Below are 14,314 nucleotides of genomic sequence, written 5' to 3' on the forward strand. Positions count from 1 at the left end.
GGCTGAGAGGGAGGCCGCTGACGCGGCCCCGACCGTTCGGACCTGATCCGGGTAATGCCGGCGCGGGGAGTGAGGTGGTTGTGGCGCAGACGTTGACTGTTGTCGGTGGCGGCGTGATCGGGATGTCGATCGCGTGGCGCGCCGCGCAGAACGGTTGGCAAGTAACACTGTTCGATCCGCAGCCCGCGTCGGGTGCGTCGTGGGTGGCGGGCGGGATGCTTGCCCCACTGTCGGAAGGCTGGCCCGGCGAAGAGCGGCTGCTCGGTCTCGGCGCAGCGTCGCTGGACCGCTGGGCCGAATTCGCGGACCGGCTCGGCGAGCAGGTCTTCACGTCGTCCGGCACCTTGACCGTCGCACTCGATTCGGCCGACGCCGCCGACCTGCGAACCATCGCGGCGTTCGTCGGTGAGCAAGGCCATGACCTCGAGATCGTGGACCGTGCTGGGGTCAGGGCACTCGAGCCTGCCCTGCCGCGCAGTATTCGGTTGGGACTGCTCGCCGCGAACGAGCGGTCCGTCGACAATCGGCTGCTGCTCGGCGCGCTGCAGCGAGCAGTTCTCGAAGCCGGAGTTTCGGTGCTCGAGGAACCTGTCGAAGACCTCGATGCGGTCGGCGGGGATCAGGTCGTTCTCGCCGCCGGTTCGCGGTCGGCGGCGTTGTGGCCGGGATTGCCGGTCCGTCCCGTCAAAGGCGAGATCCTGCGACTCCGGACGCGACCGGGTGCCGCGCCGGGGCCGAGCAGAACGGTCCGCGCGCGGGTGCACGGCAGGCCGGTGTACCTCGTCCCGCGGGCAGACGGGATCGTCGTCGGTGCGACGCAGTACGAGTTCGGCGACGACACGCGGGTGACGGTCGGCGGTGTGCGTGACCTCATCGCGGATGCGGAAGCGCTGCTCCCGGGCATCGGGGAGTACGAGCTGGCGGAGACCGCGGCCGGCCTGCGACCGGTCAGTGCCGACAATGTTCCGCTGATCGGCAGGGTGTCGGACCGGGTCGTGGTCGCCACAGGGCACGGCCGCAACGGGATCCTGCTCGCGCCGCTGACCGTGGACGCAGTCCTTGCGGCGCTGGCTGGAACGGCGCTACCCGAGGCCAAACATGCAGACCCAGAACGATTTTCAGGAGTGGTTCGATGAGCGCAGTTTTGATCGGGATCACCGTGAACGGTGAAGAGCACACGTTGACCGAAGAAGTGTCGGTTCGGCAGTTGCTCGACCGTCTGCGGTTGCCGGAGAAAGGCATCGCGCTGGCGGTCGACGGTGCCGTCTTCCCCAAGGCGCGCTGGGACGAGAGCGTCCAAAAGGGTTGGGAGATAGAGGTTCTCACGGCGGTGCAGGGTGGCTGACGACTCGCTCTGTATCGCGGGCCGGCACTTCGGCTCCCGGCTCATCATGGGCACCGGCGGCGCGGAAAGCCTTGCGGTGCTGGAAGAAGCGCTTGTCGCGTCGGGCACCGAGTTGACGACGGTTGCGATGCGCCGCATCGACTCCGCCGGCGGAACCGGAGTGCTGGACCTGTTGAAGCGCATGGAGATAGCGCCGCTTCCGAACACGGCGGGCTGCAAGGGTGCTGCCGAAGCTGTGCTCACTGCGCAACTCGCCCGCGAGGCGCTCGAAACGAACTGGATCAAACTCGAGGTCATCGCCGACGAACGAAACCTGCTGCCGGACGCCATCGAGCTGATCACGGCAGCAGAACAACTGGTCGACGACGGGTTCATCGTTCTGCCCTATACGACCGACGATCCGATCTTGGCACGCCGGCTCGAAGAAGCGGGTTGCGCGGCAGTCATGCCGCTGGGCTCGCCGATCGGCACCGGTCTCGGTATCGCGAATCCGCACAACATCGAGATGATCGTCGAGGCAGCGGGCGTCCCCGTCATTCTCGACGCGGGGATCGGTACGGCCAGCGACGCCGCCCTCGCCATGGAGATCGGCTGCGACGCCGTCCTCCTCGCAACCGCCGTGACCAGGGCAAAGAACCCCGCGCTCATGGCCGCGGCCATGGCCGACGCGGTCCGCGCGGGCCACCGGGCGCGCCAGGCAGGACGGATCCCGAAGCGGTTCTGGGCACAGGCGTCGTCGCCGGCGATCTAGGCGTTTCCAGGTGCGGTGATCACGAGGAAATGGCTTGGGGTGTCGGGGTGTTGGTGACCTTTTGGTCGTGATCACGGGCGCCCGTGCGGCGTTGGTTGGTGATCACGAGGGAATGGCTCGTGTTGTCGGCGTGTTGGTGACCTTTTGGTCGTGATCACGGGCGCCCGTGCGCCATTTGTTCGTGATCACGAGGAAATGGCTCGTGTTGTCGGGGTGTCGCTGACCTTTTGGTCGTGATCAGGGGCGCCCGCGCGCCATTTGGTCGTGATCGTCAATGCCCAGGACCATTTGGTCGTGATCAGGGGCTGCCCGTGCGGCGTTGGTTGGTGATCACGAGGAGATGGCTTGGGTTGTCGGCGTGTTGGTGACCTTTTGGTCGTGATCATCGACGCCCGCGCGCCATTTGGTCGTGATCACCGGCTACCCGCGCGGCGTTGGTCGTGATCACGAGGAAATGGCTCGTGCTGTCGGCGTGTTGCTGACCATTTGTTCGTGATCACCGGCGCCCGCGCGCCTTTTGGTCGTGATCACCGGCTACCCGTGCGGCGTTGGTCGTGATCACGAGGAAATGGCTCGTGTTGTCGGCGTGTTGTTGACCCGTTGGTCGTGATCATCAACGCCCCACCCCAGGCTCAGGGTTCTCTCATCCTTTTGGATGACCCGAATCGAGACCTCCGGTCGATGTGTTTACCGGCGATTACGGGAGATAGTTGATCCCATGATCGAAGTAAGAGGATTGACCAAGCACTACGGCAAGACCGTTGCGGTCGACGACCTCTCGTTCACTGTCAAACCTGGACAGGTGACGGGGTTCCTCGGGCCGAACGGTGCCGGTAAATCGACCACGATGCGGATGATTCTCGGTCTCGACAAGCCCACTGCGGGCACTGCACTCATCAATGGCAAGCACTACAGCGACCTCACCAACCCGCTGCGCGAGGTCGGTGCGTTGCTGGATGCGCGCTGGGTACACCCCAACCGCTCGGCGCGCGCGCACCTGCAGTGGATGGCGGCGTCCAACGGCATTCCGAAGTCCCGGGTGGACGAGGTCCTGCGCCTCGTGGGCCTGACCGAAGTCGCGGGCAAGTCCGCGGGTGGGTTCTCACTCGGCATGTCGCAGCGGCTCGGCCTTGCCGGCGCGCTGCTCGGCGACCCGAAGGTGCTGCTCTTCGACGAGCCCGTCAACGGACTCGATCCCGAAGGCATCCTCTGGATCCGCAAGTTCATGCACCGGCTCGCGGCAGAAGGCCGGACCGTCCTGGTGTCGAGCCATCTGCTGTCGGAGATGTCGCAGACGGCCGAGCACCTCGTGGTCATCGGCCGCGGCCGCTTGATCTCCGACTCCACGGTGCAGGAGTTCATCGACAAGTCGTCGGAATCGACCGTGCGCGTGCGTAGTCCGCAGCTCGACCTCCTGCGCAGCCTGCTCACCTCGCACGGCCTGACGGTTCGCGAGGACAACAGCATCGAAGGCCCTGCGCTGGTCGTGCTCGGTGCGCGCAGCGACGAGATCGGGCAGCTCGCGGGTACCAACGGAGTGACGCTGTTCGAGCTTGCGCCGCAACGCGGATCGCTCGAAGAGGCGTTCATGAAACTGACTGGCGACGATGTTCAGTACCACGGCGAAGGCGTCGACGAAGTGATGGGAGGGGTGCTCTGATGGGCGTCTTGGCAGCAGAACGAATCAAGCTGACGTCGACGAGATCACCATGGTGGTCGGCAGCGATCATCGTTGTACTCGGACTCGGCTTCGCAGCTCTCATGGGCTGGGTGGCCAATCAGGCGATCGCGGATCCCGAGAATTCTGAGGGGTTTCCCGGGTTGACTCCCGCGACCGCAGCCGGTGGCGTGACGGGCTTCGGCGTCATGGTCTTGATGATCATGGCCGCGCTCGTCGTGACGAGTGAATACCGCTTCGGAACGTTGAAGACGACGTTCCAGGCGATGCCGAGTCGCACGAAGGTGATTGCGACCAAGGCGGGTCTCGTCGGCGTCTTCGGTGCCGTCCTGACGTCGGTGCTCGCGTTCGGCGCGATCTTTGTCGCCGGCCTGATCGCGAACACCGACGCGCAGGCGCCGCTCGAATTGTCGACCGGTGAGCAGTGGCGAGCCGTGTACGGCATCCCGATCTACGCGTTCCTGTGTGTCGTCCTCGCGATCGGTGTCGGCACGCTCGTGAAGCAGTCTGCAGCGGCGATCTCGCTGGTCGTGCTGTGGCCACTGCTGATCGAGTCGCTCGTCGGGCTTTTCGGCAACGTCGGCGAGAAGATCACCGCGTTCCTTCCGTTCGCCAACGCCAACCACTTCATGGACGAGAACGCATCGAGCGTCGACTTTCACTGGGGCCCGTGGGGCAGCCTGATCTACTTCGCGGTCTTCGTCGCGGTCGTGTTCGGTGCCGCGATCTTCGTTGTGAACCGGCGCGATGCCTGAGAGCTGACCGGCACGCGGCTCCTGTCGGGGGAGCCGCATTTCACCCGAATTGCCCACTGCCCGGGCGATTTGGGTGCACGATCGGCCCGGTGTGGGTTTTCCCACACCGGGCCGTCGCTGTGACTCGGTACGCTGTTCAAATCTGTGGGAGGGTTCGAATGAGGTCGGCTCTGAGACTGTCTGCTGCGCTGGTTGCCGTGGCGCTCGTCGGTAGCGCATGCGGTTCGGGCAGCACGGATGAGTCGAACGAGCTGAGTCCCGAGACGTTCGCATCCTCGATCGGGATCGACGCCGTCGTCGGGCATCTCGCTGCGCTGGAACGCATCGCGAAGGAACACGACGGCAACCGCGCGGCTGGGACGGCCGGGTACGACGCAAGCGTCGACTATGTGACCGACCAGCTGAAGGCTTTGGGTTTCGACGTGCAGACGCCGGAATTCACGTTCGCGACGTACGAGACGCGATCTGACAGCCTTGCGGCCGGAGATAAGACGTTCGAGGTCACACCGCTCGAGTTTTCGCCTTCGACACCGCCCGAGGGGGTCCGCGGGCGCCTTGTCGCGGTGCCCGCCGACGACTCACCCGGCTGCGAGGAGTCCGACTACGACGGTCTCGACGTGGCGGGCGCGATCGTTGTCGTTCCGCGCGGTACCTGTGAGTTCGTGCAGAAGCAGCGCATCGCGGCAGACCGCGGAGCCGCGGCCGTGCTCGTGATCTTTGCTCACAACGCCGAAGGCGGCAGCACCCTGGGTGCACCGGAGGCCGCGAAGATTCCCGTGGCGCGGATCAACGACACCGAACTCCTCGGTCTCGGCGCGGCCGGTGGCGACCTGACGTTGAAGATCGATGCCGAAACGGTCTGGCAGACGTCCCGGAACGTCATCGCGCAGACGAAGACGGGCTCACCTGACAACGTCGTGATGGTCGGCGCCCATCTCGACAGCGTGCCGGAGGGGCCTGGAATCAACGACAACGGTTCGGGATCGGCGGCCCTGCTCGAGATCGCGGCCCAACTCGGCAGTTCGCCGGAGATCGAGAACGCGGTGCGCTTTGCCTGGTGGGGCGGCGAGGAACTCGGTCTGCTGGGCTCTACCGACTACGTCGAGAAACTGACCGAGGAACAGAGCGACGACATTGCGCTCTACCTGAACTTCGACATGCTGGGTTCGCCGAACCCCGCCTACTTCACCTACGACGGCGACAACTCGGACGGCGAGGGTGAGGCGGAAGGTCCGCAAGGGTCCGCCGAGATCGAGCGGACGTTCAACGAGTACTTCGACGAGCACGGGATTTCCCCGGAGGGCTCCGACTTCAGCGGTCGCTCCGATTACGGACCGTTCATCGAGCACAAAATCCCCGCGGGCGGTGTCTTCTCCGGCGCCGAAGGCGACAAGACGCCGGAGCAGGCCGCGAAGTGGGGCGGTGCCGCGGACAAGCCCTACGACGAGAACTATCACGGCCCTGGCGATACTCTGGCAAACATCAACCGCGACGCCCTCGAATTGAACGCCGCCGCGGCTGCCTGGGGGGTTGCCACGTATGCCCTGGATATCACCGGACCGGACGGTGTTCCCGTCGGAACCGATCGTGCGGCGGCTCGGGGCGAGGACGAGTGACAGCCCTGTGCACCCGCCTCTGAGATACCCTCGTTTGGTGACCGACACATCGTCTCGTGACGGCGAGCAGCCACTGCCCGCCGCGCTGGACGATAGGTCGGACGAGGGTAAATCCGCACGTCACACCACGTTTGGCCAGTGGCTGGATTCGACGAATCGCAAACCTCAGGTGATCGACTCGGTACGGCGCCTGCGCAACGTTCTGCCTGGTGATCCAGGTTTCGGCGATCCGCTGTCGACTGCTGGACCAGGGGGTGCGAGTGCGGTCGCGCGGGTGACCGATCGGCTCGTCGGCGACGAGCCCGGCGCTGCCCGCGAACTCGGCCTCGGCGCACTTCAGGTGTGGCAGGCGATGCTCGAGCGCGTCGGTCGCGGTAAGGGAAACCGTGAAGTCACAATCGTTTTCACCGATCTGGTGGGGTTTTCGAGTTGGTCGCTGGGCGCCGGCGACGAAGCGACGCTGAAACTGCTGCGCGAAGTTGCCAAGGCGATCGAGCCGCCGGTCGTGGACCGCGGCGGCAGCGTCGTCAAGCGCATGGGCGATGGGCTCATGGCGGTCTTCACGTCGGCCGATCGGGCCGTCCAGGCTGTTGTTGCCATGCGGGAACACCTTGCTGACGTCGAGGTTGCGGGCTTCAAGCCGCAGATGCGGGTCGGCATGCATACCGGCGCGCCGAAAGAGATCGGCGGCGACTGGCTGGGCGTGGACGTGACCATTGCCGCGCGCGTCATGGAAGCGGGTGGAAACGGCAATACGATGCTGTCAGCAAATACTCTGCAAGCGCTGCATCCGGACACTCTCATGAAGCTCGGCTACACCGTCAAGCCGTATCGGCGAAGCTTTTTTGCGGCGCCGCTGAACGGAGTCCCCGAGGACCTGCGGATCTTCCAGCTTCGCGAGGCCTAAGCGCGCACCTCGCGTAGCCGCCACAGCGGTGACACCGGACCGTGCCCGGCGCCGAGGTCGTAGGACGCCGCGAGGCAGCGCGTGACCCACGCCTTCGCGAATTCCACCGCTCGCGGGACGTCGTAGCCGTTTGCCAAGGCACACGCGATCGCCGCGGCGAGGGTGTCGCCGCCGCCGTGATCGTTGCCGGTGTCGATTCGCGGGCTCGTGAACTCCAGGAAGCGGTCGCCGTCGAACAGGATGTCGGTACTCGACGTCGAGGTGCGAAGGTGCCCGCCCTTCACGAGCGACCACTGCGCACCGAGGCCGTGCAGGGCCTCGGCCGCCTTGCGTGCGGTGGTGTCGTCGACGACGTCGATACCGGTGATCAGCCGGACCTCGTCGAGATTCGGTGTGACAACCGTCGCCAGCGGGATGAGCGTGTGCCGGACGGCGTCGAGCGCTTCCGGATGCAACAGCGGATCGCCGTGCATAGACGCGCACACCGGGTCGACCACGAGCGGGACCTGCCCGTTGCGACCGATCCCGACCTCGGTGCACACGGCCGCGACGGCGTCGATGATCTTGCTCGACGCAAGCATTCCCGTCTTCGCGGCGCCGAGCCCGATGTCGCCGACGACCGACCGAACCTGATCGGCGACGATCTGCGGCGGGATCTCGTGGAACCCGCTGACCCCGACGGAGTTCTGGACCGTTACCGCCGCCACGGCGACGAGTGCGTGCACACCGCACATCGCCATCGTGCGCGAGTCGGCCTGGATGCCCGCGCCACCGCCGGAGTCCGTTCCAGCGATGGTGAGGACGCGAACCGGCGTTTGGCCGTCGGGTGTCAGAGGCAGTAGTTCCACAGCGTCACGTTCCACAGTGCTAGACCCTAGTTACCAGACCGAGGTCGTTGCGCTCGGCGTATTCGCGGACGTCCGCGGAGATGCGCATCGAGCAGAATTTAGGCCCGCACATCGAGCAGAAGTGCGCCGTCTTCGCGGGCTCGGCGGGCAGGGTCTCGTCGTGGTAGGCGTTCGCCGTGTCCGGATCGAGCGAGAGTGCGAACTGATCGAGCCAGCGAAACTCGAAGCGCGCCTTCGACAGCGCGTCGTCGCGCTCCTGGGCGCGCGGGTGCTGTTTGGCGAGGTCCGCGGCGTGTGCCGCGATCTTGTAGGTGATCACGCCGACCTTCACGTCGTCGCGATCGGGGAGACCCAGGTGCTCTTTCGGCGTGACGTAGCAGAGCATGGCAGTTCCGGCCTGGGCGATGATCGCTGCACCGATCGCGGAGGTGATGTGGTCGTAGGCCGGCGCGATATCGGTTGCGAGCGGTCCGAGCGTGTAGAACGGCGCCTCCTCGCACAGTTCTTCTTCCAGACGCACGTTCTCGACGATCTTGTGCATCGGCACATGGCCCGGGCCTTCGATCATCACTTGCACGCCATGCGATTTCGCGATTGTGGTCAGCTCTCCGAGGGTGCGGAGTTCGGCGAACTGCGCCTCGTCGTTGGCGTCGGCAATCGAGCCGGGGCGCAGTCCGTCGCCGAGTGAGAACGTCACGTCGTAGCGGCGAAGGATCTCGCATATTTCTTCGAAGTGTGTGTACAGGAACGACTCCTGCCGATTGGCCAAGCACCACGCCGCCATGATCGAACCCCCGCGCGAGACGATTCCGGTGACCCGTTTCGCGGTCAGCGGTATGTACCGCCACAGCACCCCGGCATGCACCGTCATGTAGTCGACGCCTTGCTCGCACTGCTCGATCACTGTGTCGCGGTAGACCTCCCAGGTCAGCGCCGTCGGATCGCCGTTGACCTTTTCCAGCGCCTGATAGATCGGCACGGTGCCGACCGGGACGGGTGAGTTCCGGAGAATCCATTCGCGGGTCTCGTGGATGTTCTTGCCGGTCGAGAGGTCCATGATCGTGTCTGCGCCCCAGCGGGTCGCCCACACCATCTTCTCGACTTCTTCGGCGATCGACGACGTGACGGCGGAGTTGCCGATGTTCGCGTTGACCTTCACTGCGAACTGTTTGCCGATGATCATCGGTTCGCACTCGGGGTGGCGATGATTGGCCGGTATCACGGCACGCCCGACGGCGACCTCGTCGCGGACGAATTCGGGCGAGAAACCTTCGCGCGCAGCGATATACCGCATTTCATCGGTGACGATCCCGGCTCGTGCCCACTCGAGTTGTGTGGCGGCGCCGCCGATGGCTGCCGGTCTGGTCCAGGCGTCGCGCAGCTTCGGCAGACCCGCATCGAGGTCGATTGTCACCGTCGAGTCCGTGTAGGGACCGGATGTGTCGTACAGATCGAAATGCTCGCCATTGGTCAGATGGACGCGGCGAACAGGTACTGAAAGCCCGTCGAGCTCGAGATAGTGCTTGCTGCTGCCCTCGATCGGACCCGTGGTTACAGACGTCACCGTCATGGTGTTTCTCCCTACGCCGGCATTATCCGGTCAGGTTCGTACGGTCGACGGCCCGATAGCCGTCCTCTCAGCCCGCTGGTGCGAGCCCCCGTGGAAATGTGTAGTTGTCGCTTGGCACCTTAGCCCAGACGTTTCGGCAAAGGGAGTGACAACCGGGTCGGCTGCCGGTTAGATAGTGGCGTACATCACAACGCGGTGATCGGCGACGGTGTGATGGAGGCACGGGTGTTAGCAGATTCCGCGACGGTGAATGTCACCGACAATGCAGGTCAGAATCGGTTCGAGCTGTGGCTCAACGGCGACCTCGTCGGCATCCTCGGGTATTTCGAGGTCGACCCGGGACGTGGTCCCCGGACGGGGAGGCCGGTCGTCGTTTCGTTCATGCACACGGTGATCACCGAGGATTTCGGGCATCGCGGGTTGGCGAGCGTGATCGTGAAGGGGTCGCTGGAGCGGGCACGGGCCTACGGCTGGAAGGTCAAGCCGGTGTGCTCGTACGTCCGGCGCTATCTCGCCGAGAACCCGGGTTACCGGGATGTCGTCATCGCGGTGTGACGAGCGGAATATTGGTTGCTTAGCGTTAAGCAACTAATATCTCGTAAGTGAGTGCTGCCCTCGATAGCAAACCCGAACCCGTCGACCTCGCGGACGCCGCGACCATCCGGCGCCGACTCCGGGTAGACCACGACCATCCCCACTACAAGTGGATCGCGCTGTCGAACACGACGCTCGGCGTGCTCATGGCGACGATCAACTCGTCGATCGTGATCATCTCGCTACCCGCGATCTTCCGGGGCATCGACCTGAATCCACTCGCGCCGGGCAACGTCAGCTACCTGCTCTGGCTACTGATGGGATTCCTGCTCGCGTCGGCCGTGCTGGTCGTGATGTTCGGCCGCCTCGGCGACATGTACGGCCGGGTCAAGATCTACAACCTCGGCTTCGTTGTCTTCACGGTTGCCGCAGTCGCGCTTTCGATCGATCCGTTCGACCGCGGTGGCGGCGCGATGTGGTTGATCCTCTGGCGCGTCGTGCAGGGCGTGGGCGGTGCGATGCTCATGGCGAACTCGACGGCGATCCTCACCGACGCCTTCCCGTCGAACCGGCGCGGAATGGCGTTGGGCATCAATCAGGTTGCGGCCGTTGCCGGTTCGTTTCTCGGCTTGATCATCGGTGGCGTGTTGTCGGAGTGGGACTGGCGCGCGGTGTTCTGGGTCAGCGTGCCGCTGGGCATTCTGGGCACCGTCTGGTCGTACCGGTCGCTGCACGAACTGGGCGCGCGCAATCCTGGCCGACTGGACTTGGCCGGGACGCTGACGTTCGCACTCGGGCTCACTGCGTTGCTCGCGGGGATCACCTGCGGAATTCAGCCCTACGGCGGTTCGAGCACCGGTTGGGGCAACCCCTGGGTGCTGTCGGCCGTCTTCGGTGGCCTAGCCTTGCTCGCTGTCTTCTGTTTCGTGGAAACCAGAGTGGCGCAACCGATGTTCCAGCTGGCGCTGTTCCGGAACAGAGCGTTCGGGCTCGGCAACATCGCCGGGTTGATGGCCTCGGTCGGGCGGGGCGGACTGCAGTTCATGTTGATCATCTGGTTGCAGGGCATCTGGCTGCCGCTGCACGGCTTCGACTACGAGTCGACGCCGCTCTGGGCGGGCATCTACCTGCTGCCGCTGACGGTGGGATTCCTTGCCGCCGGACCTGTTTCGGGCTGGCTGTCGGACCGATTCGGCGCCCGCCCCTTCGCGACGGGCGGGCTCGTCATCGTCGGCATCACGTTCCTCTTGCTGCTCGTGATTCCGGTCGACTTCAACTACTGGCTGTTCGCGTTCATCGTGTTCCTCAACGGCGTCGGGTCCGGGTTGTTCTCCTCGCCCAACACCGCGGCGATCATGTCGAGCGTCCCCGCCGACCAGCGCGGCGCGGCGTCCGGTATGCGCGGCACCCTGTTCAACGGCGGCACGGCGCTTTCGATCGGAATCTTCTTCTCCCTCATGATCATCGGGCTCTCCAACACATTGCCCGGCGCGCTGCAATCGGGTCTCGAAGACCAAGGCGTGTCCAGCCAGGTCGCGGGCGAAGTTGCCGGATTGCCGCCGGTCGGCAGCTTGTTCGCGGCGTTCCTCGGCTTCAACCCAATCGAAGAACTCGTCGGGCCGAGCGGCGAGCTGACCCGGCCCGGCGTCGACGCCGAGGTGCTCACGGGCCAGGACTTCTTCCCCAACCTCATGTCCGCACCGTTCCATTCGGGCCTCGTCGTCGTGTTCCTGGCGGCGGCGATCATGATGTTCCTCGGGGCTGCGGCATCGTGGTGGGCGGGCGGTCGATATGTTCACGAGGAGGAAGAGGAACTGCGCGAAGCCGACAAAGTAGGGGTGTGATGACCGGCGACCTCGACGACGACGCGTTGGGTACGGCAGCTGATCTGTACCTGCTTTTCGGCAGGATCACTCGGGCCCTGCGCCGGTCGGGTGACGCCGGTGCGCTGAGCCCGGGCAGCGGTTCCGCGTTGGCGACTCTCGTGCGGTCGGGACCGATGCGCCTCAGCGACCTCGCTGCCACCGAGCGAGTGTCCGCTCCGACGATGTCGCGGATCGTGGCTGCGCTCGACGCCTCCGGGCATCTGCGCCGCGAAGCAGATCGCAGCGACGGCCGTGCGACGTTGCTTTCGGCGACCGAAACGGGAAAGGCTCTGGTCAGCGGGCTGACTTCGGATCGGATCCAAAGGTTCGCCGCTGCCCTGGCGCAGCTGGAACCAACGACGCGCGAGACCCTCGCCGCCGCATTGGTGCAGCTCGAAGATGCCTTGGCGGACGACGACGGTGGACTAGGCTGAGGGCTCCCGCAGCACTGGAAGGTGAATTCCGATGACGGCCGGTCCTTCGGAAAATACCGATGCGGACGCTGTCCGCTGGCACAGCGCTGAGCGGCTGTCCGAAATTCTCTGCGCTGCCCCGCTGATCGTTTTCGCTATCGATATCGACGGAATAATTCGCGTATCGACCGGGGGAGCATTGATCGAACTCGGATTCGCGCCGGGCCAGCTCGTCGGGAACAGCATCTTCGACGTCTACGCAGAGCGAGCGGATTTCGCGGGACATTTCCGCCGTGCGATCGCCGGCGAGGAATTCGATATTCAGGCGACGGTTCTGGACCGCGTATTCGAAACGCGGTACACCCCCACGTACTCGGCCTCGGGTGAGCTGATCGGCAGTCTCGGAGTGAGCGTCGACGTCACCGAGCAGGTGAAGAATCAGAATGCACTTCGCCAGCTTGCGCAGGACGACTCGGTAACCGGACTCAGCAGTCGGCAATACACCGAGAGCCTCATCGGTCGCGCGCTCGCGGCCGGCGCCGGCTTCGCGGTTCTGCTCGTCGACCTCGACGACTTCAAGGACATCAACGATTCGCACGGGCATGCGCTGGGCGATCTCGTCCTCAACCGCATCGCGACGCGAATTCGGACAGCGGTTCCGGAAGAAGCCATCGTCGGCCGGTTGGGCGGCGACGAGTTGGTCATCGGATTGCCGCTCTCCGACTTCGCTGCACTGGAGCGAGTCGCCAAAGACGTGCTGGCGGTCATTGCCGGCCCGCTGCTGATCGACCTGCCGATTCTCGACCCGCCGGCAGACATCGACGTCAGCATCACAGCCAGCATCGGAGTGGCGGTGTCACCCCGCGACGGGAACACCACCGCTGGGTTGCTCGCGCGGGCAGACACCGCGATGTATGCCGCGAAGAATTCGGGCGGCGCTGCCTACCGGTTCTACTCGCCCGATATCGACCGCGCGAGCCGCCGTCTGACGGTGTCGACGCGGTTGCGCCGGGCGGTCGCCGAACACGCGTTGCACGCCGAGTTTCAGCCGGTGCTGGACATCGAATGCGGCAGAGTCGTGGCGTTCGAAGCGCTCGCGAGGTGGAACGATCCGCAATTGGGAAAGATCCGGCCCGACGAATTCATCGCGCTCGCAGAGAAATCTCCGTTGATCGACGAATTGTTCGAGGTGATCCTGCAACAAGCGCTCGCGGCTGCGGCCGGATGGGATTCGAGCATCGGCATTTCGGTGAATATCGCGCCCCGGCAATTGCGCGATCGTGATCTGCCCAATCGAATCGTCCTGGCAGCCAAAGGGGCGGGCCTGGAGGTCGACCGAGTCAGCGTCGAACTGACCGAGACCGCGATGATGGACGACAGCTTCGCGACGCGCAACACGCTGCAGAAAATGAGCGAGGCCGGAATTGCCGTCGTTGTCGACGATTTCGGTGTCGGATACTCGAATATCGGTCGGCTGAGCGATCTTTCGGCGTCCGGGATGCTCGACGGCATCAAGATCGACCGCCGCTTCGTCGCTGAGAGGGATATTCACCGGGCGACGTCGTTGCTGCGACTGTTTCGCAACATGACCGACTCGTTCGGCGTCCGGGCAGTCGTCGAGGGGATCGAGACAGAACGGCAACTGACCCTCGCACGCGACCTCGGCTACCGCTACGCGCAGGGTTGGCATCTCGGCGCGGCGATGCCTGCCGCCGCCGCAACGACTTACGCGAACTCGACGACCACCGGCGCGTGATCGCTGGCGCCCTTGCCTTTTCGTTCTTCACGGTCGATGAGCGCGCTCGTCGCGCGAGTGGCCAGCGCAGGCGAGGCGAGGACGAAATCTATCTTCATCCCCTCGCGCCGCGGAAACCGCAGCCGCGTGTAGTCCCAATAGGTGAAGACGCCTGGGCCGGGTGCGAACGGGCGGACCACGTCGGCGTAGCCCGCCGCGACGATCGCGTCGAACGCCGACCGTTCCGCCGGTGAGGTGTGCGTCTTGCCCTCGAAGTACTAACGGGTACACAATTCA

The 14,314-nt window shown here is 65.0% G+C and carries 13 protein-coding genes, 1 pseudogene and 1 riboswitch; of the genes and pseudogenes, 11 read left to right on the forward strand and 3 right to left on the reverse strand.

Translation table 11 applies throughout. The features are described 5' to 3' along the window. The first annotated feature begins 80 nt into the window (after positions 1 to 80). From thiO to JGU72_RS28175, 7 genes are all read left to right on the forward strand, one after another. Positions 81 to 1,136: a glycine oxidase ThiO gene (thiO, locus tag JGU72_RS28145; protein ID WP_199687604.1), complete on the forward strand. Its 1,056-nt coding sequence runs from the start codon at positions 81 to 83 to the stop codon at positions 1,134 to 1,136. Continuing rightward, the gene (gene thiS / locus JGU72_RS28150) at positions 1,133 to 1,345 is read left to right on the forward strand and encodes a sulfur carrier protein ThiS (protein WP_199687605.1); all 213 of its coding nucleotides are present in this window, start codon (positions 1,133 to 1,135) and stop codon (positions 1,343 to 1,345) included. Before thiO ends, thiS begins: the two co-directional genes overlap by 4 nt. After that, a complete protein-coding gene (thiG, locus tag JGU72_RS28155; RefSeq protein ID WP_199687606.1) occupies positions 1,338 to 2,096 on the forward strand; it encodes a thiazole synthase in 759 nt (252 codons plus the stop codon). The genes thiS and thiG overlap by 8 nt, the downstream gene beginning before the upstream one ends. Positions 2,097 to 2,814: 718 nt before the next feature. Beyond that, positions 2,815 to 3,756 (forward strand): ABC transporter ATP-binding protein, encoded by a 942-nt coding sequence (locus tag JGU72_RS28160; protein WP_199687607.1) that lies wholly within the window; start codon positions 2,815 to 2,817, stop codon positions 3,754 to 3,756. Then, on the forward strand, positions 3,756 to 4,529 hold the full coding sequence (locus JGU72_RS28165) for an ABC transporter permease (RefSeq protein ID WP_199687608.1): 774 nt from the start codon (positions 3,756 to 3,758) through the stop codon (positions 4,527 to 4,529). Before JGU72_RS28160 ends, JGU72_RS28165 begins: the two co-directional genes overlap by 1 nt. A 158-nt stretch (positions 4,530 to 4,687) precedes the next feature. Then, positions 4,688 to 6,145 (forward strand): M28 family metallopeptidase, encoded by a 1,458-nt coding sequence (locus JGU72_RS28170; protein ID WP_199687609.1) that lies wholly within the window; start codon positions 4,688 to 4,690, stop codon positions 6,143 to 6,145. 85 nt (positions 6,146 to 6,230) lie between these two features. Further along, positions 6,231 to 7,052: an adenylate/guanylate cyclase domain-containing protein gene (locus tag JGU72_RS28175; protein WP_233533166.1), complete on the forward strand. Its 822-nt coding sequence runs from the start codon at positions 6,231 to 6,233 to the stop codon at positions 7,050 to 7,052. Here JGU72_RS28175 and thiD read toward each other — a convergent pair. Further along, positions 7,049 to 7,900: a bifunctional hydroxymethylpyrimidine kinase/phosphomethylpyrimidine kinase gene (thiD, locus tag JGU72_RS28180; RefSeq protein ID WP_199687611.1), complete on the reverse strand. Its 852-nt coding sequence runs from the start codon at positions 7,898 to 7,900 to the stop codon at positions 7,049 to 7,051. The two genes, JGU72_RS28175 and thiD, sit on opposite strands and share 4 nt — an antisense overlap. A 19-nt stretch (positions 7,901 to 7,919) precedes the next feature. Then, positions 7,920 to 9,470 (reverse strand): phosphomethylpyrimidine synthase ThiC, encoded by a 1,551-nt coding sequence (thiC, locus tag JGU72_RS28185; RefSeq protein ID WP_199687612.1) that lies wholly within the window; start codon positions 9,468 to 9,470, stop codon positions 7,920 to 7,922. After that, positions 9,462 to 9,572: riboswitch (TPP riboswitch) on the reverse strand. It overlaps the preceding gene by 9 nt. Before the next feature lie 123 nt (positions 9,573 to 9,695). Here thiC and JGU72_RS28190 point away from each other — a divergent pair. Genes JGU72_RS28190 through JGU72_RS28205 form a run of 4 tightly spaced genes read left to right on the forward strand, consistent with a single transcriptional unit; the run spans position 9,696 to position 14,038 of the window. Next, positions 9,696 to 10,025, forward strand: coding sequence for a GNAT family N-acetyltransferase (locus JGU72_RS28190; protein ID WP_199687613.1), 330 nt, complete (start codon positions 9,696 to 9,698; stop codon positions 10,023 to 10,025). Positions 10,026 to 10,072: 47 nt separating this feature from the next. Beyond that, positions 10,073 to 11,848 carry an MFS transporter gene (locus JGU72_RS28195; RefSeq protein ID WP_307828640.1) on the forward strand — a complete coding sequence of 592 codons (1,776 nt, stop codon included), beginning with the start codon at positions 10,073 to 10,075 and terminating at the stop codon, positions 11,846 to 11,848. After that, a complete protein-coding gene (locus tag JGU72_RS28200; RefSeq protein ID WP_199687614.1) occupies positions 11,848 to 12,303 on the forward strand; it encodes a MarR family winged helix-turn-helix transcriptional regulator in 456 nt (151 codons plus the stop codon). The genes JGU72_RS28195 and JGU72_RS28200 overlap by 1 nt, the downstream gene beginning before the upstream one ends. 31 nt (positions 12,304 to 12,334) lie before the next feature. After that, positions 12,335 to 14,038 (forward strand): putative bifunctional diguanylate cyclase/phosphodiesterase, encoded by a 1,704-nt coding sequence (locus JGU72_RS28205; protein ID WP_199687615.1) that lies wholly within the window; start codon positions 12,335 to 12,337, stop codon positions 14,036 to 14,038. On the opposite strand, the pseudogene JGU72_RS28210 reads toward JGU72_RS28205, so the two are convergent. Continuing rightward, positions 14,008 to 14,295 (reverse strand): annotated as a pseudogene (locus JGU72_RS28210) (exodeoxyribonuclease III); the annotation flags it as partial. The gene JGU72_RS28205 and the pseudogene JGU72_RS28210 overlap by 31 nt on opposite strands. Positions 14,296 to 14,314: the final 19 nt, after the last annotated feature.

The organism is Antrihabitans auranticaus, from assembly GCF_016481275.1.
Classification (GTDB): domain Bacteria; phylum Actinomycetota; class Actinomycetes; order Mycobacteriales; family Mycobacteriaceae; genus Antrihabitans.

Bases quoted from the DNA above. Each gene is read 5' to 3' on its own strand.
- thiS (WP_199687605.1), top strand. From the start codon at position 1,133: ATGAGCGCAGTTTTGATCGGGATCACCGTGAACGGTGAAGAGCACACG.
- JGU72_RS28160 (WP_199687607.1), top strand. From the start codon at position 2,815: ATGATCGAAGTAAGAGGATTGACCAAGCACTACGGCAAGACCGTTGCG.
- JGU72_RS28165 (WP_199687608.1), top strand. From the start codon at position 3,756: ATGGGCGTCTTGGCAGCAGAACGAATCAAGCTGACGTCGACGAGATCA.
- JGU72_RS28170 (WP_199687609.1), top strand. From the start codon at position 4,688: ATGAGGTCGGCTCTGAGACTGTCTGCTGCGCTGGTTGCCGTGGCGCTC.
- thiC (WP_199687612.1), bottom strand. From the start codon at position 9,470: ATGACGGTGACGTCTGTAACCACGGGTCCGATCGAGGGCAGCAGCAAG.
- JGU72_RS28200 (WP_199687614.1), top strand. From the start codon at position 11,848: ATGACCGGCGACCTCGACGACGACGCGTTGGGTACGGCAGCTGATCTG.
- JGU72_RS28205 (WP_199687615.1), top strand. From the start codon at position 12,335: ATGACGGCCGGTCCTTCGGAAAATACCGATGCGGACGCTGTCCGCTGG.